The sequence below is a fragment of the Pseudomonas sp. P1.31 genome (assembly GCF_001269815.1).
In the GTDB taxonomy this organism is placed as follows: domain Bacteria; phylum Pseudomonadota; class Gammaproteobacteria; order Pseudomonadales; family Pseudomonadaceae; genus Aquipseudomonas; species Aquipseudomonas rustica.
In genome coordinates this window covers 105996-126029 of sequence record NZ_LHVN01000033.1, presented here as the reverse complement: position 1 = coordinate 126029, position 20034 = coordinate 105996, and the positions used below count along the sequence as shown (strand labels likewise).

The window sequence follows — 20034 nt, the reverse complement described above, 5'->3', positions numbered from 1 at the left end:
GCTGCGGTGCTGGCGAAGCTGAATGAGGGTGTGAGAGGTTTTCATGCCTTCAACCCTAACCGCGAGGGGAGAGGATGGCAAGCAGTCGAAAAAAATTGAGAGGAATACTCGGAAAGCGGGGTTTTGCAGTATTTTATTGCGCAGGATATCGCTGATCGTTGTGATATTTGCGCGAGGTTTGATTGGGGCGCAATCGGGGGTGATGGGGTGCCAGGGGTGTTTGAGTACAGCATAAGCCGCCATCGCGAGCAGGCTCACTCCTACAGTTGATCGTGTTCACAACACCAGTCCAATGTAGGAGTGAGCCTGCTCGCGATGAGGCCATAAGCCTCACCCTATTTTTTAAGGTTGAAACGCGCCAATGAAAATCGCCGGATCCACCCGCGCATCATTGAGGCTGACATTCCAGTGCATATGCGGCCCGGTCGCGCGGCCGGTCATGCCCACCTTGCCCACCACCGCGCCACGCGCCAGTTGCTGGCCGTCCTTCACATCAATCTTCGACATGTGGCAGAACATGCTGATAAAGCCCTGCCCATGGTCGACAAACACCGTGTTGCCATTAAAGAAGTAGTTGCCGATCAGAATTACCTTTCCCGCCGCCGGAGTCTTGATCGGCGTACCTGCCGGCACCGCAAAGTCGAGGCCCGCGTGCGGATTGCGTTCTTCACCATTAAAGAAGCGGCGCACACCAAACTTGCTCGACAGCGGCCCGTTCACCGGCTTGTCCAACAGCAGATTGCTCGGCGTATTCGGGCTGAAACTGCGATAGGCCTTGATCTGCACGGCCAGCTCACCCTCGATGCGCTTGAGGTTCGACTGATCCGGATTGACCTGCTGCTTGTTCTTCAGGGTGATGTGCTGTTCCGGGTATTTCTTGCTGCCGACAGTAAACGGCAGATTACGCCCGCCACTGCTGATCTGCTGCGCACCCGGTTTGACCGTCAACGGCACGCCGACGATTGCCAGCCAGTTGTCCTGTTCCTTGACCACCAGCACCGGTTTGCCTTGATAGGTGGCGGTCGGCGCCTGCGCGGCCGTGCCCAGATCAACCACGGCGACGCCACCCGGCACCGGTTTGTTGAGCATGCGGGTGATGTAGCTGTCGGCATGGGCGTTGAAGGTCAGGCAGAGCAAAAACAGTGGAGCCAGAAAACGCGGCATGGATCAGTCCAGTAAAGAAAGGGTGACAGGCGTCAGGTGATTGTCTTCGACGCGCACTTGCAGTTCGCCTTCGCCGAGTTTGGCTTTCAGGCGCTGGCCGGTGTGGGTCTGCGCGGCGTTACGAATCGCATGGCCGCGCTCATCGAGCAGAATGCTGTAACCACGACCGAGGGTCGCCAAAGGGCTGACCACATGCAGCGTCTGCATCTGACTGTGCAATTGCAGGCGACGGTTTTTCAGGCCTTCACGCATGGCACGCGGCAGACGTTCGGCGAGGCTGTCGAGGCGCTGGCGCAACATCGCCAATTGCCGCCCAGGATGTTGCCCGGCGAGGCGGGTTTCCAGACGGATCAGCCGTTCGCGACGGGTATTGAGGCTGCGCTCGAAGGCCCGGCGCATGCGCATGTCCAGATCATCCAGACGTTGCGCTTGCTGGCGCAGACGTTCGCCGGGATGACGCAGGCGACGCGCCATGCCTTCGAGGCGCAGACGATCACGCATCAAACGGTCACGCATGCGCATGACCAAGCGGCGATGCAGGCTTTCGACCTGGCGGATCAGATGGCTGGAATCAGGCGCGAGCAATTCGGCAGCCGCAGATGGCGTCGGTGCGCGAACGTCAGCAACAAAGTCACTGATCGACACATCGGTTTCATGGCCAACCGCGCTGACAATCGGTGTCACGCAGGCATCGACCGCACGAGCCACGGCCTCTTCGTTGAAACACCAGAGGTCTTCCAGCGAGCCGCCGCCACGGGCGAGAATCAGCGCATCGAAGCCACGGGCATCGGCCATTTTCAGCGCACGAACAATTTGTGCGGTGGCTTCACGGCCCTGTACGGCGGTCGGAATCAGCGTCAACTGAACCTGCGGCGCACGACGGCGGAACACGCTGATGATGTCGCGAATCACCGCACCCGTCGGCGAACTGATAATGCCGATACGCTGCGGATGCGCGGGCAACGGCACTTTACGTTCGGCACTGAACAAGCCTTCGGCGCTGAGTTTTTCTTTCAGCGCATCGAAGGCCAGACGCAGCGCGCCGTCACCGGCAGGCTCCACGGTGTCGAGGATCAACTGATAGTCGCCACGGCCTTCGAACAGCGAGACCTTGCCGCGCACCTTCACCGCCAAACCATCTTTCAACGCCTGGCGCACGCGCGCGGCGTTCTGCCGGAACAGCGCGCAACGCACCTGCGCGCCACTGTCCTTGAGGGTGAAGTAGATGTGGCCGGACGCCGGTCGGGCGAGGTTGGAGATTTCGCCTTCGACCCAGATGTTGCTGAACACGTCTTCGAGCAACACCCGCGCGCGGCCATTGAGCTGGCTGACGGTCAGGACTTCACGGTCCAGGCCAAGTCTTGCAAAGGGATCTTTAATCATGGGGCGCAGTTTAAAGGCATTCTCGCCGTCATTGCACGATCCCTGTAGGAGCTGTCGAGTGAAACGAGGCTGCGATCTTTTGATCTGGTTTTTGAGATCAAGGTCAAAAGATCGCAGCCTTCGGCAGCTCCTACAGGGGAGTGGTGAAGGTCTGGAGGAAGTGGTGGATAAGGGGGCTGGGATTCTGGCGGTAGGCGAGGGCGACGGTGCTTTCGCAGTCGGGATCGCTCAGCGGCAGAAATCGTACGCCGCTCGGTGCAATGTCTTGCATTGATTCCGGCAGCAGGGCAATGCCGAATCCGCCTTGAATCAATTGTAATTGCGTGGTCTTGCGCGACATTACCCGCGCCGCTTTCGGGAAGAAACCCTGGCGCATGCACAGATCGGCGCACAAATAGCTCAGGCCGCCGCGCTGTGGATGGGGAATGGAGATGAAGGCTTCGTCCTTGAGCTGCGCCAGTTCCACCTTATCCAAGGTGGCCAGTCGATGATTCGCCGGTACGGCCAGCAACAGGCGTTCACTAAACAGCGGCACGATCTGAATGCCTTCGCGCTGACGCAGCACTGGCAGGCGCAGCAAACCGACATCGAGGCGACCTTCGGCCAGTTCCTCCAATTGCGCCTCGGAAGACAGCTTGCCGATATCCAGCGACACGCCCGGTTGTTGCTGTAGATAAGCGCCGATATCGCTGAGCAAACGCCCACTGATCGGCACGGTGCTGGAATGGCTCAAACGTAGAGTGCCGAGTTGCCCGTTACCGACTTCGGTGGCCATGACGCTGGCCTTGTTCAGTTCGATCAGCAGATTACGCGCTCGCGGCAAAAACGCTTCGCCCGCCGCCGTGAGTCGCGGCTGACGTGCTGTGCGCTCGAACAGCGGCGTTTGCAGGTGCGTCTCCATGGTCTTGATCTGCCGGCTTAGCGCCGATTGGGCAATGAACAAACGCTCCGCCGCCGCACTGAAACTGCCGCATTCAGCGATCTCAACGAAGTAACGCAATTGACGGGTGGAAAGCATCAGGTATGCCTTTTCGAGATGACTTGGCGATTTTGAAGATATTAGTCGCAAGCGTTGGCGCTGGCTAAAGTCATCTCAGGCTTATTAAGGAAGCGCATCGATGAGCGTGGCGGGTTTGTTGAGTGAGTGGTCGTGGGGCGCGCAAGGCTGGGTGATCATCGGCTTGGGCATCGTGCTGGCTTATATCGTCTTCGGTATCGCCGGGTTCGGCACGGCGTTGGTGGCGGGGCCGATTCTGATTCTGTTCATGCCGTTGTCGAAGATCGTGCCGCTGCTGGTGTTGCTGGATTTCGTCGCGGCGTTCGGCAATCTGCTGCCGTCGCGGCGCGATGTCGCTAAGCCGGAGCTGTTGCGGTTGCTGCCGTGTATGGCGGTCGGTTGTACGTTGGGGGTGATTTTCCTGCTCAACCTCAAGTCCGACCTGCTGTTGCTGTTGATGGGGTTGTTTATCAGCGCTTATGCGATTTACAGCCTGTGGGTGAAAGCGCGGCCGACGCAATTGTCGGCCGGTTGGTCAGTGCCGATGGGCACGGTGGGTGGGTTATTTGGTGCGCTGTTTGGCAGTGGCGGCTTTTTATATGCGATTTATTTGAACAGCCGATTGCCGAAGGAAGCGGCGCGGGCCACGCAAAGTGCGCTGATCAGTTGCAGCACGGTGGTGCGTTTGAGCCTGTTTGCCATCGCCGGGGTGTATGCCGAGCTACCCTTGTTGATGTTGGCGCTGTGTCTGTTGCCGGCCATGGCGTTGGGGTTGTGGGTCGGGCGGCGGTTGACCATGAAGTTGTCGCGCGAGGCGTTTGTGCGATTGGTAACGTGGCTGGTGCTGGCGAGCGGGCTGGCGTTGATCGGGCGCTATCTCAGCACTTGACCGGATTTTGTCAGGGATTAAGCTGCCGGCCGCACTGACGCCATCGCGGGCAAGCCTTGCTCCTACAAGGTTCACATGAGCCCGCGATGGCGGCGGAGCGAGCACCGCAGAAATCCCATTTGACGTCGCAGGCTGCACCATGAATTCGCAAAGCATCATCGTCCCGAAAATCTCCACCCTGCCGGTGCACGAACCCCGGGCCCGGGCGATCGTGCGCTGGCTGGTGCGCAAAAACATCGTCAAGGAAGAGCTGAGCACCTGCGGCCGCACTGGCAATCGCATGGCTTACGCGATTGCCGATGGCGCGCGGGCTGTGGTGCTGCACCCGCAGGCGTTGCCGTTCGGTGAGCCCATCAACGGTCTGGAAATCGTCACCAAACGCTGCATCTATACCCCGGCCAAGGGGTTTCTCGGAGAAGCCGGTTGCGCCGAATGCCGTCGCGAGATCGGCGAGGCACTGTTCGAAAGCCTGGAAGACTGGATGCCTGGGCGCACCGACAACTTCACTTGCCCGGAATGCGGGCACGAAGACGACATCAACGGCTTTCTGTATTTGCAGGAGTGCGGGTTTTCCAACCTCGGCTTCATCTTCAACAATTGGCTGGAGGCGGGTTTCAAACAAAGCTTCCTCGACGAGTTCGCCGACTGGCTCGATCTCCCCGTCAGTTGGGTAAAAGTCGAACTCTGACCCTCAAATATTCCCTGTAGGAGCTGCCGAAGGCTGCGATCTTTTGACGTTGTTCTTCACAAGCCAGATCAAAAGATCGCAGCCTCCGGCAGCTCCTACAAAAAACAGGGTTTTCCGTATATCAATTAGACTGAGTTTTACGTTGATCCGAAGGGGGTGTCTGACTATAATGGCGCGCTTCCATTTTCCCGCTCGGGAGCCCCCGCGATGCTGCGTATCAGCCAAGAAGCTCTGACATTCGACGACATTCTCCTAGTGCCCGGTTATTCCGAGGTGCTTCCTAACGAAGTCAGTCTCAAGACCCGCCTAACCCGTGGCATCGAGCTGAATATTCCTCTGGTTTCTGCCGCAATGGACACCGTTACTGAAGCCCGTCTGGCAATTGCCATGGCTCAGGAAGGTGGCATCGGCATTATCCACAAGAACATGACCATCGAGCAGCAAGCTGCCGAAGTTCGCAAGGTCAAGCGTTACGAAGCCGGTGTAGTCAAGGATCCGATCACCATCGAGGCTGATGCCACGGTGCGTGAACTGTTCGAACTGACCCGTCTGCACAACATTTCCGGCGTTCCGGTACTGCACGATGGCGACCTGGTCGGCATCGTCACTTCCCGTGACGTGCGTTTCGAAAACCGTCTGGAAGCCACCGTCCGTGAAGTGATGACGCCTAAAGAGCGTCTGGTCACGGTCAAGGAAGGCGCGGACAAGAACGACGTTCGTGAGTTGCTGCACAAAAACCGCATCGAACGCGTTCTGATCGTTGACGACAAATTTGCCCTCAAAGGCATGATGACCGTCAACGACATCGAAAAAGCCAAAGCCTACCCGCTGGCCAGCAAGGACGATCAAGGTCGTCTGCGCGTTGGCGCTGCTGTCGGTACCGGTAAAGACACTGGTGACCGCGTCGCTGCGCTGGTCAATGCCGGTGTGGACGTGGTGGTAGTCGATACCGCTCACGGTCACTCCAAAGGCGTGATCGACCGCGTTCGCTGGGTTAAACAGAATTTCCCTGAAGTGCAGGTGATCGGCGGCAACATCGCCACCGGCGCCGCTGCCAAGGCTCTGGCCGAAGCAGGCGCTGACGCAGTCAAGGTCGGTATCGGCCCTGGCTCGATCTGCACCACCCGCATCGTCGCCGGTGTCGGCGTCCCGCAAATCAGTGCCATCGCCAACGTCGCCGCTGCCCTTGAAGGCACTGGCGTGCCGTTGATCGCCGACGGCGGCATCCGTTTCTCCGGTGACCTGTCCAAGGCCATCGTTGCCGGTGCTTCCTGCGTGATGATGGGCTCGATGTTCGCCGGTACTGAAGAAGCGCCGGGCGAAATCGAACTGTTCCAGGGCCGTTCGTACAAGGCGTATCGCGGCATGGGTTCGCTGGGCGCCATGTCCCAGGCTCAAGGTTCCTCCGACCGTTACTTCCAGGATTCCTCGGCAGGCGCCGAGAAACTTGTTCCGGAAGGCATCGAAGGCCGTGTGCCGTACAAAGGCACCCTGAGCGCGATCATTCACCAACTGATGGGCGGTCTGCGTTCTTCGATGGGTTACACCGGCAGCGCCGACATCGAAGAAATGCGCACCAAGCCTGAATTCGTGCGGATCACCGGCGCCGGCATGGCCGAATCCCACGTTCACGACGTGCAGATCACCAAAGAAGCGCCAAACTACCGCGTAGGTTGATGCTTCAAGCAAATCGTTAGACAACCGGGGCTGTTTTATTCAGCCCCGAGTTGTTTCTGTATCACGACTGTTTCTGAATGACTTAGACGAGACTGAATCATGGCCCTCGATATTCACGCTCACCGCATCCTGATCCTCGACTTCGGTTCGCAATACACCCAACTGATCGCCCGCCGCGTGCGCGAGATCGGTGTGTACTGCGAACTGCACCCGTTCGACATGGACGAAGATGCGATCCGCGAATTCGCTCCTAAAGGCGTCATCCTCGCCGGCGGCCCCGAGTCCGTGCACGTCGCCGACAGCCCGCGCTGCCCACAGGCAGTGTTCGATCTGGGCGTACCGGTTTTCGGTATCTGCTACGGCATGCAGACCATGGCCGAGCAACTGGGCGGCAAGGTTGAAGGTTCCGAGCTGCGTGAGTTCGGTTACGCCCGTGTTGACGTAGTCGGCAAGAGCCGCCTGCTCGACGGCATCGAAGACCACATCGATGCTGATGGCCTGTTCGGCCTCGACGTCTGGATGAGCCACGGTGACAAAGTCACCAAGATGCCGGAAGACTTCCACGTCCTCGCCAGCACCCCAAGCTGCCCGATCGCCGGTATGTTCAACGACGCTCGCGGCTACTACGGCGTGCAGTTCCACCCGGAAGTGACCCACACCAAACAGGGCGGTCGCATCCTGTCGCGCTTCGTTCTCGACATCTGCGGCTGTGAAGCCCTGTGGACGCCGTCGAAAATCGCTGAAGACGCCATCGCCAACATCCGCGCACAAGTCGGCACCGACAACGTGCTGCTGGGTCTGTCCGGCGGCGTTGACTCCTCGGTGGTTGCCGCGCTGCTGCACAAAGCCATCGGCGACCAACTGACCTGCGTCTTCGTCGACAACGGACTGCTGCGTCTGCACGAAGGCGAGCAGGTGATGGCCATGTTCGCCGAGAACATGGGCGTCAAGGTGATCCGCGCCAACGCTGAAGAGCAGTTCCTGAACAACCTGGCCGGCGAAGCCGATCCAGAGAAGAAGCGCAAAATCATCGGTCGCACCTTCATCGACGTATTCGATGCCCAGTCGAACAAACTGGACAACATCAAGTACCTCGCTCAGGGCACCATCTACCCGGACGTGATCGAGTCGGCTGGCGCGAAAAGCGGCAAGGCCCACGTGATCAAGTCGCACCACAACGTGGGCGGCCTGCCGGAAGAGATGAACCTGAAACTGGTCGAGCCACTGCGCGAACTGTTCAAGGACGAAGTCCGTCGTCTGGGCCTGGAACTCGGCCTGCCGTACGACATGGTCTACCGTCACCCGTTCCCGGGCCCGGGTCTGGGCGTGCGTATCCTCGGTGAAGTGAAAAAGGAATACGCCGACCTGCTGCGTCGTGCCGACCACATCTTCATCGAAGAACTGCGCAAAGCCGACTGGTACCACAAAGTCAGCCAAGCCTTTGTCGTGTTCCAGCCAGTGAAATCGGTTGGTGTTGTTGGTGATGGCCGTCGTTACGCTTGGGTGGTTGCCCTGCGTGCCGTAGAAACCATCGACTTCATGACCGCGCGTTGGGCGCACCTGCCTTACGAACTGCTGGAAACCGTCTCCGGCCGCATCATCAATGAAATCGAAGGCATTTCGCGCGTTACGTATGACGTGTCGAGCAAGCCGCCTGCGACGATTGAGTGGGAATAATCCCGGTCTGATTGATCGGTGTTAACCCCGAAAAGCCCCGTGAACGCGAGTTCACGGGGCTTTTTTACGTCAGCTGATTTTGATCGGTTTGAACCCCATGATCCGCAACGCAGCCGAGAGCTCGGCAAGGTTGGGGTAACGTCGGCCGCTGATGGGCCAGTTCGGCCGTTCAACGTAATAGAACCCGCCCTTGTTGAGGATCGGCGTTCGTACGATGTTGCCATCGCTGCTGCGATGAATCAGCGTGGCGACGTCGTCGATATTCATCACCGTGCAATCGCCGGGATTGATCAGTGTTTTTTCCAGTGAGTCGGCCAAGGCAACGCTGGCGGGGGTATCGATTTGCAGGCGCAGGTCGCTTTTGACGGGCGATAACGGGCGGGCAAACTCGTCGGTCGGAATGCGCCCGGGATCCGGCTCTATGCCTCGGGCAGTTCCGGCCGGGGTGCTTTCTATACGCAGGCCGATGCCGCCTTCCAGTTCACTTAAACCCGGTACGCCTTCCCAGGTATTGGCATGGCTGTCGCCTACCAGCGCGATCCAGCGATGGGCGCCACGAGCGTTCTGATCCGCCGTGATCACCTCATGCGAAAAGTAATTCATCATCTTCTGGCGGAACGTGCTTTTGTCGACACCGCTCATGCCGGTGCTTCTATAGCTGGCCAGGCAATCGATCGACTGGATGCGGATATGATTTTTTTGCGCCGCTTTGGCCAGTTCGAGGAAGGTGTACTGGCCGCTGGTGTCGGTTTTGAATCCCCCGTCCATGGTCTTCAGGTAGGTTTCCAGCGTTTCCGACATCTTCCCGGTGCGATTGAAAACATCCAGATCGGCTTGATGGAAGTCTGTCAGCACATGCTCCAGATACAGGGTTTTGACGTTCTGTTTACTGAGTGCCGCCATGTTGTCGATCAGAAACTGTTTGCTGCCGACACTGGAGTGATTTTCGCCGATGACCAGCCCGGACGCCGATTTATACAGCTTCTTGATGATCTCTTTCGGCGCAAGTTTCGCCGGCAATTCAGGGATTTCCGGGCGCGCTGGCAGCGTGTGGGACTCCAGAAAGGCATTGGCATCGCGGTATAGCGTCTGGCGTAACGCCTTGAACTCAGCGTGCGGATTACTCCCGTCCGTTTTTGGCAGGGAGGCCATGTAATCTTTGAGCTCGTATTTGGTACCCCGGCCTTGAGCGAGTTCGTTCAGCGCATCGCGTGAAGCGGGTGGAATGTCGTAGGCGGTCGGCGGACTGTCCACGTCCGGTAGCGGTGTTCGGGCGCGACCCCATGGCCACAGCCCGATGCACTTGCCGCCGCCCATCAGGCCCGGACGATTGATCGGTTGCCATTCCCCAGCCTCATCCAGACGAATCGGCAAACTGCGATAGAACGAGTGAGGATTTGCTGGATCAATGATCGCCCAGCCCTTGAGCTCTTTGATGAAGCGAACCAGGTAATAACTGTCGTTGATCAGTACGTAGTGCCCACCACCCGGTGGTTGAAAGATCCCTTGATACTGGCCTTCTTGCGAGACAGGCGATAATCCGTCCAGCACTTCATTGGTCTCGAAAGACTCCAGTAAGTCTGTGCCTTGTTGCCCATAAGCGGGGCCAGGGGCATAACGCGCAATTGGCGGGACATCTGCAATATCTGCAGTCGATTCGTCGATAAGGGGTTCGGTAAACTCGTCCTGAACGCTAAACATTTCGCTCGCTTCGCCAACTTCCGCGACTTCTGCTGCTCCACGCAGGTACGACAGGTTGAACAGCACATCGATGCCGCTGGCGATCGCTCCGATCACCCCGGCCTTGCGATCTGCCTTGCTGGTGCCGTTGATGGCTTGATCGATGTTCATGCCCATGTCGGCCAGTCCCGCACCGACCACTGCCAGCGCAACGGGCCAGCCCACGGCGGCCATGGAGCCGAAAACCCGGAGAAAGGCGTTCAGGTAGCCGATCCACATCTTCTTGCGCAGCTCACCATTGGAATGCAGCGAAAGGTCAGCATCGCTGTGCATGCGCGCCTTGACCGAGTCGCGTAGCCAACTGAACGCGTCACCTGTGATTGCGGTGGTGTTTTGGTTGATCAAGTGGTGATCGCTGGCGCCCCACGTCGAGTACAGCAAGTCGATCATGGCATTCAGACCGATATTGCCATCGTCCTGTTGCTGGGCAGCCAAGGGGAAATGCGCCATGAAGCGTGCGCGATTCTCCGAATGATTGTTTTGCATCAACAACCACCAATGCAGATCGGACTCAGTGGCGAACACATGGAAGCAGTCGAGCTCACCGGGGGTGTAGAGAATCTGCACGCCATTGCTGTCAGCGATGCACAAAATATCCGTGGCGCTGTAGCCGCCGATGTTCAGGGCGCTCACTCGCAGTCCGTCAGCAATAGGCGTTTCGCGTTGCAGAAATGCCAGCGAGACCGGCCAGGCGATATCGCTCGCCACAGCCTTGATCAATGTTTTGAGGTTTTCATTGTTCAGCCGTTCGCCGTCGTGTTCGTCGAGGGCCTTGGCGAGGAAATTCAGTTTGGCCAACGTGCGGAAATCGTCGGCGTGCAGCGTCCAGAACTGCTGCATTTTCGTTCGATAGAGTTCGCTGAAGTTGATCGCCCAAAGGTCTTTCAGCACTTCGCTGGGGCGCAGGCGAACCTCGTTGGTCTCGTTGAAGACCGATGCGTCTGCGCCTTCGCTGTAAAAGCCGCCGTAGCCGTCGAGGAGGTCGGCATTGTCCTGATCGGGAGCGTGAAAGCGTTTGACCACTAGCTCCGCCAGCGTCAGTGACTCCGAAGGTGACGGGTAATGCTCCCAGCCCAGAAAGGCTTTGTCGCTGCTGACGGAGGTGTTGTTGAAGCGGTGCCACCAGACATTTTCGGGATCGATGTCTTTGATACCGTACTTGTCGAGAATGCCCTGGGCCGCTTCGTGAGCCATGTCGTGCAAGTCGGGGCAAGCCTCGGTAAACGGCAGCACCAGCGCGTGCAGTGACTTTTCATCGGCAGGGTTTGGAAGCAGAGATGGGGGCAGGGTTACAGAAATATTCACTTCTCGCTCCTTGAGAAATGGGGGGTAAAAAACTGATCAACACTATGGCTTTTTCAGCGGCGCGAATCTGTAGGGCTGAGGCCATCTGAGCGTGAAGGAAGCAGGGACGCGATCTGTACGAAAGGTTCCCGCACAGGTGGCGAACATGTGTCGCATTGCCACGCCGGCCTTACTGTTTCGCAGTTGCGGGTGTATCGTATTCGCCTTTTAACGGGCCCCCGGGCCTGTCGCTGATACGTGAGGTAGTTGAGTTCATGTCCTTTACCCGTCGCCAAATCCTCGGTGGCCTGGCCGGTCTAGTTGTCGTTGGCGTCGGCGCAGGGGGCGCGTCGCGTTACTGGCTGGGCAAGATGGCCGACGCTGAGGCGGGTCACGATTACGAGCTGATCGCCGCGCCACTGGACGTTGAACTGGTGCCAGGGCACAAGACCGAGGCGTGGGCGTTCGGCCCGTCAGCGCCGGGCACCGAATTACGCGTTCGTCAGGGTGAATGGCTGCGAGTGCGCTTCATCAACCATTTGCCGGTGGCGACCACCATTCACTGGCACGGCATCCGCCTGCCGCTGGAAATGGATGGCGTACCGTACGTCTCGCAACTGCCGGTGTTGCCGGGCGAATACTTTGATTACAAATTCCGCGTGCCGGACGCCGGCAGCTATTGGTATCACCCACACGTCAGCAGCAGCGAAGAGCTCGGTCGCGGGTTGGTCGGGCCGCTGATCATTGAAGAGCGCGAGCCGACCGGTTTCATCTACGAAAAGACCCTGAGCCTGAAGAATTGGCACATTGATGACGTAGGCAATTTCGTCGAGTTCAGCATTCCGCGCGAAGCGGCGCGGGGCGGTACGGCAGGGCGTTTGTCGACGATCAATGGTGTGCCGACCCCGGTGATTGAATTGCCGGCGGGGCAGATCACCCGGGTGCGGCTGCTCAATCTGGATAACACCCTCACGTATCGCATCAATATTCCCGGCGTCGAAGCGAAAATTTATGCGCTGGACGGCAACCCGGTCGAGCCACGGCCATTGGGCAAAGAATATTGGCTGGGCCCGGGCATGCGCATTTGTCTGGCGATCAAGGCACCGGCGGCGGGCGAAGAGTTGTCGCTGCGTAATGGCCCGGTGCGTCTTGGCACATTGCGTTCGGTGGCCAATACCGACGCGCCGACCGACTGGCCGAAAACCTTGCCGGCCAACCCGGTGGCCGAGCCGGATCTGGCGAATGCCGAGAAACTCAACTTCAATTTCGAATGGGTCGGTTCGGTGTCGGTCGATGTCGACAACGGGCGGCCGCCGAGCCTGTGGCAGATCAACGGCAAGGCTTGGGACATCACCGACAAGACTTGCGCTGATCGGCCGATTGCTAGTTTGAAGCTGGGGCAGAGCTATATTTTCGAACTGAAAAACATGACCCAGTATCAGCACCCGATTCACCTGCACGGCATGAGCTTCAAAGTGTTGTCGTCGAACCGGCACAAGGTCATTCCGTATTTCACCGACACCTATCTGCTGGGCAAGAACGAGCGCGCGCAAGTGGCGTTGGTGGCCGATAATCCGGGGGTGTGGATGTTCCACTGCCACGTGATCGACCACATGGAAACCGGCCTGATGGCCGCCATCGAGGTGAAGTGATGCGCCAGATTCGCCCCGCGGCGATTATCGACCGCAGCCGTGATCGCGATTTCATGCGTGAAGCCTTGGCGCTCGCGGCGCAAGGTGCAGCGCTGGGCGAAGTGCCGGTGGGTGCGGTGTTGGTGCAGGATGGCGAGATTATCGGGCGTGGGTTTAATTGCCCGATCAGTGCCAGCGACCCGAGTGCGCATGCCGAAATGGTCGCGATTCGTGCGGCCGCGCAGGCGGTGGATAACTATCGGCTGCCGGGCAGCACGCTGTATGTGACGCTCGAGCCGTGCAGCATGTGCGCGGGGTTGATCGTGCATTCGCGGGTGGCGCGTGTGGTGTATGGGGCGCTGGAGCCGAAGGCCGGGATTGTGCAGAGTCAGGGGCAGTTTTTTACCCAGGGCTTTTTGAATCACCGGGTGTTGTATGAAGGCGGGGTGTTGGCGGAGGAATGTGGCGCGGTGCTGACTGAATTCTTCCGCGCCCGCAGAGCAAAAAGCCCCTCACCCTAACCCTCTCCCGGAGGGAGAGGGGACTGACCGGGTTGGATGGTCGAGCTCCGCCGACCTGAGTTATCGAGTCGAACTCAAGTTTCGAAAAGCCCAAAGATCGGCTCCCTCTCCTGGAGGGAGAGAAACTGACCGGGTTGGATGGTCGAGATCCGCCGACCTGAGTTATCGAGTCGAACTCAAGTTTTGAAAAGCCCAAGGATCGGCTCCCTCTCCTGGAGTGAGAGGGACTGACCGGGTTGGATGGTCGAGCTCCGCCGACCTGAGTTATCGAGTCGAACTCAAGTTTTGAAAAGCCCAAGGATCGGCTCCCTCTCCTGGAGTGAGAGGGACTGACCGGGTTGGATGGTCGAGATCCGCCGACCTGAGTTATCGAGTCGAACTCAAGTTTCGAAAAGCCCAAGGATCGGCTCCCTCTCCTTGGGGAGAGGGCTGGGGTGAGGGGTGAATTCACCGCGGTGTTTGAGAGGTTGCGTTACTTCTTGGCGACAATCACCGCACGCATCGGTGCCGGCAGGCCTTCGATGGTTTTGCTGTGGTCTTCCGGATCAAGGAAGTCGCTCAGCGACTGATACTTCATCCATTCGGTACCGCGCTGCTCTTCAACAGTCGTGGTGCTCACATCCACGCAACGAATGTCGGTAAACCCCGCGCGACGCAACCACAATTCCAGCGCCGGCACCGACGGCAGGAACCAGACGTTACGCATCTGCGCATAGCGATCTTCCGGCACCAGCACCTGATGCTTGTCGCCTTCCACCACCAACGTTTCCAGCACCAGTTCACCGCCCTTGACCAGGCAATCCTTCAGCGCCAGTAAGTGCTCGATCGGCGAGCGACGGTGATAAAACACGCCCATCGAAAACACCGTATCAAAGCCTTCCAGATTCGCCGGCAGGTCTTCGAACGGGAAGGGCAGGTGCCAGGCATTCGGCTCGGACAGATAACGCTGCACCGCCTGGAACTGGCAGAAGAACAGCCAGTTCGGATCGACACCAATCACGCTGTTGGCGCCGGCGCCGAGCATGCGCCACATGTAGTAGCCGTTGCCGCAGCCGACATCGAGGATGCGTTTGCCTTTCAGATCCAGATGCGGGGCGACACGCGACCACTTCCAGTCCGAGCGCCATTCGGTGTCGACGTGCACGCCGAACAGATCGAACGGCCCTTTGCGCCACGGCGACAAGCCCATCAACGCAGTACGCATCTGCGCGCGGGTTTCATCGTCGCAATCGGTGTCGAGCTTCAAGCCGTTGAGCAGGTCGACCTCGCTAGGCTGGATCTTCGGCAAGGCATCCAGCGCACTCTGCCAGCGCTCCAGGTCGCCGTGGCCTTTCTCCATTTTCTTGTCGAGTTGAGCTTGCAGGGTGTTGGCCCATTCGGCCAGCGGCGTGCCGGCCAGACGGCGGGCGAGGGGGGACAGATCAATCATGGCAAGGCAATCAACGAGGCAAAGTTAAGACACTGGAACCACGGCACGACTTTCGAGAACCCGGCGGCCAACAGGCGCTCGCGGTGTTCTTCGAGGCTGTCGGGCTTCATGACGTTTTCGATGGCGCTGCGCTTCTGGGCGATTTCCAGTTCGCTGTAACCGTTGGCGCGTTTGAAGGCGACGTGCAGATCGGTGAGCAGCGCGTGCTCTTCGGCATCGTTGAAACGCAGCTTTTCCGAGAGAATCAGCGCGCCACCCGGCAGCAGCGATTGGCGGATGCGCGAGAGCAACGCGGTGCGTTGATCCGGGGCGATGAATTGCAGGGTGAAGTTCAGCGCGACCACCGAGGCGGGCTGGAACTCGAGGACGAGAATGTCGCCTTCGATGACCTCCACCGGCAGCAACTCCTGAAACATCGAGTCCTGACCGTTGAGGTATTCGCGGCAGCGTTCGACCATCGCGGCAGAGTTATCCACCGCGATCACCCGGCAACCGTCGGTGCGCACGTGGCGGCGCAGGGCTTGAGTGACCGCACCCAGCGATGAGCCGAGGTCGTAGAGCACGCTGTTCGGCTGAGCGAATTGCGCCGCGAGTACGCCAAGGTTTTCGACGATGGTCGGGTAACCCGGCACCGAGCGCTTGATCATGTCCGGGAACACCCGCACCACGTCTTCGTTGAAGGCGAAGTCGGGTACCTGGGCCAGAGGCTTGGCGAAAATGCGATCGGGTTCTTTGCTCACGGCGGTTCCGGCGGTGTAAATGGAAAGGCCGGCATTTTAGCCAAAAGGGCGCGGGGATGCTTGGGTTGTCTGATAAAGCGGTAAATCAAAAAATCGCAGCCTGCGGCAGCTCCTGCAGAGATCGGCTGATCGTTCCCACGCTCGGCGTGGGAATGCCGCCCCGGACGCTCTGCGTCCCTGCGCAAGTGACGCAGAGCGTCACAGGATGCATTCCCACGCGGAGCGTGGGAACGATCAGATCCGTTTGGGCTGGGAGAACGCGGAGGCGGCGATGCCCCACTGGCCGAGCCAATAGCTGAGGATGATGACGTATGGCGCAGCGTGAAATGGCGATACGAAACGATCGATGCCAATCACGCTGTCGGAGAATACAAACGCCAGCGCACCGCCGGCCGCGAGCAACGCCGAACGTTTCGGCACATCGGTGCCGAGCCGCGCAAGGGCGCGCCAAAGCATCGCGCTGATTGCTGTGCCATAGACGATCACCGGCACCAGCAACGGCCCGAGCCCGCTGGAAATCAGCATCCCCAACAGCACCGCGCCAACACCGAGGGCAAGCACCAGCGGCAGCATCGCCAGACGCTTGCAGTCACTCAGATAAGCCTTCAGATACGCCAGATGCGCGACCAGAAACGCGCCTAGCCCAAACACGAACAAATCCCCCGGCCACGCCAGCAGCACATCACCGAGCAACGAGAAAATCAGCCCCAGACTGATCCAGCGCCGATAGTCGCTGGGCGGCGCATCATGCAGCCAGCCGAGCAGCGCCAGCACTGGCAGTGGTTTGACCAACAAACACAGGAGCGCCGCGTGGGTGCTCAAACCATAAAGAAACGTCACCGCGCCCATCAGCGCCAGAATCAACCAACCCACGATCAGTTCACCGAAATCGCGCAATCAAAGGTTTCCACCGGCAGCACTTCCGGCGCCCACGGCTGTTGCGAGGTCAGACGCAGACGCCCGGTGCCGGGCGCGAATGCCTGGAAGCGCCAGGTTGAAATTCCGGCGGCACCGACCACGCCGGCATCTTCCGGATTGCTGTAAACCTCAGGGCTGAGTGCACGCAGCACGCCGCCGGCGGAATCCTGAATGGCCCAGCGGTAGCCGGTGGTTGGATTGCTTGGCAGGGTGATGATCAAGTTTTGCCCGTTGGTGAGTTGCACCGGGCATTCGCTTTGTTTTTCCACGGTCACGTTCTGTTTCGGTTGGCTGGCGCAGGCGGCCAGCAACGAGAGGGCGAGGGGGACAAACAGGCGAGTGGGGGACATAAGGTCAGCGGCTCCGGGCGTTCACGACGAACGGCGAGCATAACTGAAGATGAGACAAAGTGTGACAGTCTGGGAATCCAGTGTTGTCAGAGCTGACGCCTTCGCGAGCAGGCTCACTCCTACAGTGGGTTGTGGCGTTCACAAATCAACCGTTCACCATAGAACCCTGTAGGAGTGAGCCTGCTCGCGATAGCGGTAGTCATGTCACCGCAGAACTGTCAGAACAGGATCTTCGCCACATCGGCAAATTTCTTCGCGAAATGCACGGTGATCCCTTCCCTCAGATAATCCGGCAGCTCCTCGAAGTTACCGCGGTTAGGCTCCGGCAAAATCAACTCGAAAATCTTCTGCCGCCGCGCCGCAATCACCTTCTCGCGCACCCCGCCAATCGGCAGTACATGCCCGGTCAACGTCAGTTCGCCGGTCATGGCTACGCCTTTTTTCGGCGGCTGATTACGTGCGAGCGAGAGCAGCGCACTGGCCATGGTCACACCGGCGCTTGGGCCGTCTTTCGGGGTGGCACCTTCGGGCACGTGCAGGTGGACGAAGGCTTCGTCAAAGAACTTCGCATCGCCGCCGAACTGTTTCAGGTGCGAGCTGACGTAGCTGTAGGCGATCTCTGCCGATTCTTTCATCACATCACCGAGTTGCCCGGTGAGTTTGAAACCGCGATTGAGCGTGTGAATGCGCGTCGCTTCGATCGGCAACGTCGCGCCGCCCATGCTGGTCCAGGCCAGACCGGTAATCACACCGGTGCCGGACAGCACTTGTTCGTTGCGGAACACTGGATGACCCAGTGACGCTTCCAAATCTTTCGGCCCGAGTTTGATCACCGCTTTCGGGTCGTCGATCAGCTTCATCACCGCTTTGCGCACCAGTTTGCCCATCTGTTTTTCCAGCTGGCGCACGCCGGCTTCACGGGCGTAACCGTCGATCAGGGACTTGAGCGCGCTGTCGCTGATGCTCAGGCTGCCCTTGGATACGCCGGCCTTTTCCAGCAATTTCGGCCACAGGTGACGCTTGGCGATGGCGACTTTTTCTTCAGTGATGTAGCCAGACAGGCGAATCACTTCCATCCGGTCCAGCAACGGGCCGGGGATCGAATCGAGGGTGTTGGCGGTGCAGACGAACAGGACTTTCGACAAGTCCATGCGCAGGTCGAGGTAGTGGTCGAGGAATTCGACGTTCTGTTCCGGGTCGAGGGTTTCCAGCAGCGCCGAGGCCGGGTCGCCCTGGTAGCTCTGGCCCATCTTGTCGATCTCGTCGAGCATGATCACCGGGTTCATCACTTCGACGTCTTTCAGCGCCTGTACGAGTTTGCCCGGCTGCGCGCCGATGTAGGTGCGGCGATGGCCCTTGATCTCGGCTTCGTCGCGCATGCCGCCGAGGCTGAAGCGGTAGAACGGTCGGCCAAGGGATTCGGCGATGGATTTGCCGACGCTGGTTTTACCCACGCCCGGCGGGCCGACCAGCAGCACGATGGAGCCGCTGATTTCACCTTTATAAGCACCGACGGCGAGGAATTCGAGGATGCGATCCTTGATGTCGTCGAGGCCGGCGTGGTGTTTGTCGAGCACTTTACGCGCGTGCTTGAGGTCGAGTTTGTCCTCGCCATACACGCCCCACGGCACCGAGGTCGCCCAGTCGAGGTAGTTGCGGGTGACCGCGTACTCCGGCGAGCCGGTTTCGAGGATCGACAGTTTGTTCATTTCCTCTTCGAGGCGTTTCTGCACCTGCGCGGGGAGGACTTTGCCTTCGAGGCGTTGTTCGAACTGTTCGAGGTCGGCGCTGCGGTCGTCCTTGGTCAGGCCGAGTTCCTGCTGGATGACCTTGAGTTGTTCCTTGAGGAAGAACTCGCGCTGATGCTCGCCGATCTTGCGGTTAACTTCCGCCGAGATCTCTTTTTGCAGGCGCGCGACTTCGACTTCCTTGCGCAGCATCGGCAGAACTTTTTCCATGCGCTTGAGCATCGGCACGCAGTCGAGCACTTCTTGCAGCTCGGGGCCAGTGGCGGAGGTCAGCGCGGCGGCGAAGTCGGTCAGCGGCGACGGGTCGTTGGGGCTGAAGCGGTTGAGGTAGTTTTTCAGCTCTTCGCTGTACAGCGGGTTGAGCGGCAGCAGTTCCTTGATCGCGTTGATCAGCGCCATGCCGTAGGCCTTGACCTCGTCGGTCGGCTCGGTCGGCTGGTGCGGGTATTCGACTTCGACCAGGTACGGTGGGCGGTGGTGTTTGAGCCAGGTTTTGATGCGCACGCGGCTCAGGCCTTGGGCGACGAACTGCAATTTGCCGTTTTCGCGGCTGGCGTGATGGACTTTGACCAGCGTGCCGTATTCGGGGAGCGCGCCGGTGTTGAAGTGGCGCGGGTCTTCCTGGGGCGTGTCCATGAAGAACAGGGCCAGGGAGTGGTGGTCGGATTTGCTGACGAGGTCGAGGGTTTCGGCCCAGGGTTCTTCGTTGACGATGACCGGCAGGACTTGGGCCGGGAAGAACGGGCGGTTGTGGATCGGGATGATGTAGACCTTGTCCGGCAGGTTTTGGCCTGGCAGGGCGAGGCCTTTGCCGGAGGAGGTGTGTTCGATGTGGTCGTCTTCGGTGTAGTCGTCGGGGTGATCGGGGAATTCTTGCTGGTCGCTCATGGGGCACCTGCGCAATGGGGTATGGGTCTTAGATGGGGCAGGCTTTGGGTGGTTTCAATGGGGGGCGATGTTTCTGCTTGTGTGTTCAGGGTTTTGACAGGGGGCACGCTTTGGGCTTGGCGGCCTTTGGGCCGGCCATGTTCTTGGGGTTTGGGTGTATATCCGTTGCTGCGGTAACGGCTGCTTAGGGTTTCGCCCTGACGGCGACTCACTTTTTTGACAAACGCCTCAAAAAAGTAAGCAAAAAAACGCTTGCTCCTACGTGCGGCCCGCTCGCTGGGGCTCGGGGTTCCTTCGCTGCGGGATTGAT

Annotated in this window: 15 protein-coding genes; 6 read left to right on the top strand and 9 right to left on the bottom strand. The window is 59.3% G+C overall.

The features are described 5' to 3' along the window. Positions 1 to 342 precede the first annotated feature (342 nt). From AD669_RS21695 to AD669_RS21685, 3 genes are all read right to left on the bottom strand, one after another. Positions 343 to 1164, bottom strand: coding sequence for a peptidoglycan DD-metalloendopeptidase family protein (locus AD669_RS21695; RefSeq protein ID WP_053123512.1), 822 nt, complete (start codon positions 1162 to 1164; stop codon positions 343 to 345). A 3-nt stretch (positions 1165 to 1167) separates the two neighbouring features. After that, positions 1168 to 2547 (bottom strand): exodeoxyribonuclease VII large subunit, encoded by a 1380-nt coding sequence (gene xseA / locus AD669_RS21690; protein ID WP_008082520.1) that lies wholly within the window; start codon positions 2545 to 2547, stop codon positions 1168 to 1170. 130 nt (positions 2548 to 2677) lie between these two features. Then, positions 2678 to 3565, bottom strand: a complete 888-nt coding sequence (locus tag AD669_RS21685; RefSeq protein WP_053123510.1) for a LysR family transcriptional regulator — start codon at positions 3563 to 3565, stop codon at positions 2678 to 2680. Positions 3566 to 3665: 100 nt separating this feature from the next. Here AD669_RS21685 and AD669_RS21680 point away from each other — a divergent pair, with 100 nt between their 5' ends. The 4 genes from AD669_RS21680 to guaA all read left to right on the top strand — a co-directional run bounded on the left by AD669_RS21680 (position 3666) and on the right by guaA (position 8475). After that, positions 3666 to 4433 (top strand): sulfite exporter TauE/SafE family protein, encoded by a 768-nt coding sequence (locus tag AD669_RS21680; RefSeq protein WP_053123508.1) that lies wholly within the window; start codon positions 3666 to 3668, stop codon positions 4431 to 4433. A gap of 139 nt (positions 4434 to 4572) precedes the next feature. Further along, positions 4573 to 5121 (top strand): sugar ABC transporter ATPase, encoded by a 549-nt coding sequence (locus tag AD669_RS21675; protein WP_053123506.1) that lies wholly within the window; start codon positions 4573 to 4575, stop codon positions 5119 to 5121. Positions 5122 to 5328: 207 nt separating this feature from the next. Continuing rightward, positions 5329 to 6798, top strand: coding sequence for an IMP dehydrogenase (gene guaB / locus AD669_RS21670; RefSeq protein ID WP_053123503.1), 1470 nt, complete (start codon positions 5329 to 5331; stop codon positions 6796 to 6798). A gap of 99 nt (positions 6799 to 6897) precedes the next feature. Continuing rightward, positions 6898 to 8475 carry a glutamine-hydrolyzing GMP synthase gene (guaA, locus tag AD669_RS21665; protein ID WP_053123501.1) on the top strand — a complete coding sequence of 526 codons (1578 nt, stop codon included), beginning with the start codon at positions 6898 to 6900 and terminating at the stop codon, positions 8473 to 8475. Between the two features lie 69 nt (positions 8476 to 8544). Here the strand turns inward: guaA and AD669_RS21660 are convergent, their stop codons facing one another. Then, positions 8545 to 11520: a membrane-targeted effector domain-containing toxin gene (locus tag AD669_RS21660; protein WP_053123500.1), complete on the bottom strand. Its 2976-nt coding sequence runs from the start codon at positions 11518 to 11520 to the stop codon at positions 8545 to 8547. Between the two features lie 254 nt (positions 11521 to 11774). On the opposite strand from AD669_RS21660, the gene AD669_RS21655 reads away from it, so the two are divergent. Together AD669_RS21655 and tadA are read left to right on the top strand one after the other, a co-directional pair. Next, entirely contained in the window at positions 11775 to 13151 is a 1377-nt protein-coding gene (locus tag AD669_RS21655; protein ID WP_053123498.1) for a multicopper oxidase family protein, read from the top strand. Then, entirely contained in the window at positions 13151 to 13651 is a 501-nt protein-coding gene (gene tadA, locus AD669_RS21650; RefSeq protein ID WP_053123497.1) for a tRNA adenosine(34) deaminase TadA, read from the top strand. The genes AD669_RS21655 and tadA overlap by 1 nt, the downstream gene beginning before the upstream one ends. A 472-nt stretch (positions 13652 to 14123) precedes the next feature. Here tadA and cmoB read toward each other — a convergent pair whose 3' ends face one another. The 5 genes from cmoB to lon all read right to left on the bottom strand — a co-directional run bounded on the left by cmoB (position 14124) and on the right by lon (position 19724). Then, complete coding sequence (gene cmoB / locus AD669_RS21645; protein WP_053123495.1) at positions 14124 to 15080, bottom strand: tRNA 5-methoxyuridine(34)/uridine 5-oxyacetic acid(34) synthase CmoB; 957 nt, start codon at positions 15078 to 15080, stop codon at positions 14124 to 14126. Beyond that, the gene (gene cmoA, locus AD669_RS21640) at positions 15077 to 15820 is read right to left on the bottom strand and encodes a carboxy-S-adenosyl-L-methionine synthase CmoA (protein ID WP_053123493.1); all 744 of its coding nucleotides are present in this window, start codon (positions 15818 to 15820) and stop codon (positions 15077 to 15079) included. The genes cmoB and cmoA overlap by 4 nt, the downstream gene beginning before the upstream one ends. A gap of 234 nt (positions 15821 to 16054) precedes the next feature. Then, on the bottom strand, positions 16055 to 16693 hold the full coding sequence (locus AD669_RS21635) for a lysoplasmalogenase (RefSeq protein ID WP_172680155.1): 639 nt from the start codon (positions 16691 to 16693) through the stop codon (positions 16055 to 16057). A gap of 2 nt (positions 16694 to 16695) precedes the next feature. Continuing rightward, positions 16696 to 17088: a protease inhibitor I42 family protein gene (locus tag AD669_RS21630; protein WP_053123491.1), complete on the bottom strand. Its 393-nt coding sequence runs from the start codon at positions 17086 to 17088 to the stop codon at positions 16696 to 16698. Positions 17089 to 17306: 218 nt separating this feature from the next. Continuing rightward, positions 17307 to 19724, bottom strand: coding sequence for an endopeptidase La (gene lon, locus AD669_RS21625; RefSeq protein ID WP_053123489.1), 2418 nt, complete (start codon positions 19722 to 19724; stop codon positions 17307 to 17309). Positions 19725 to 20034: the final 310 nt, after the last annotated feature.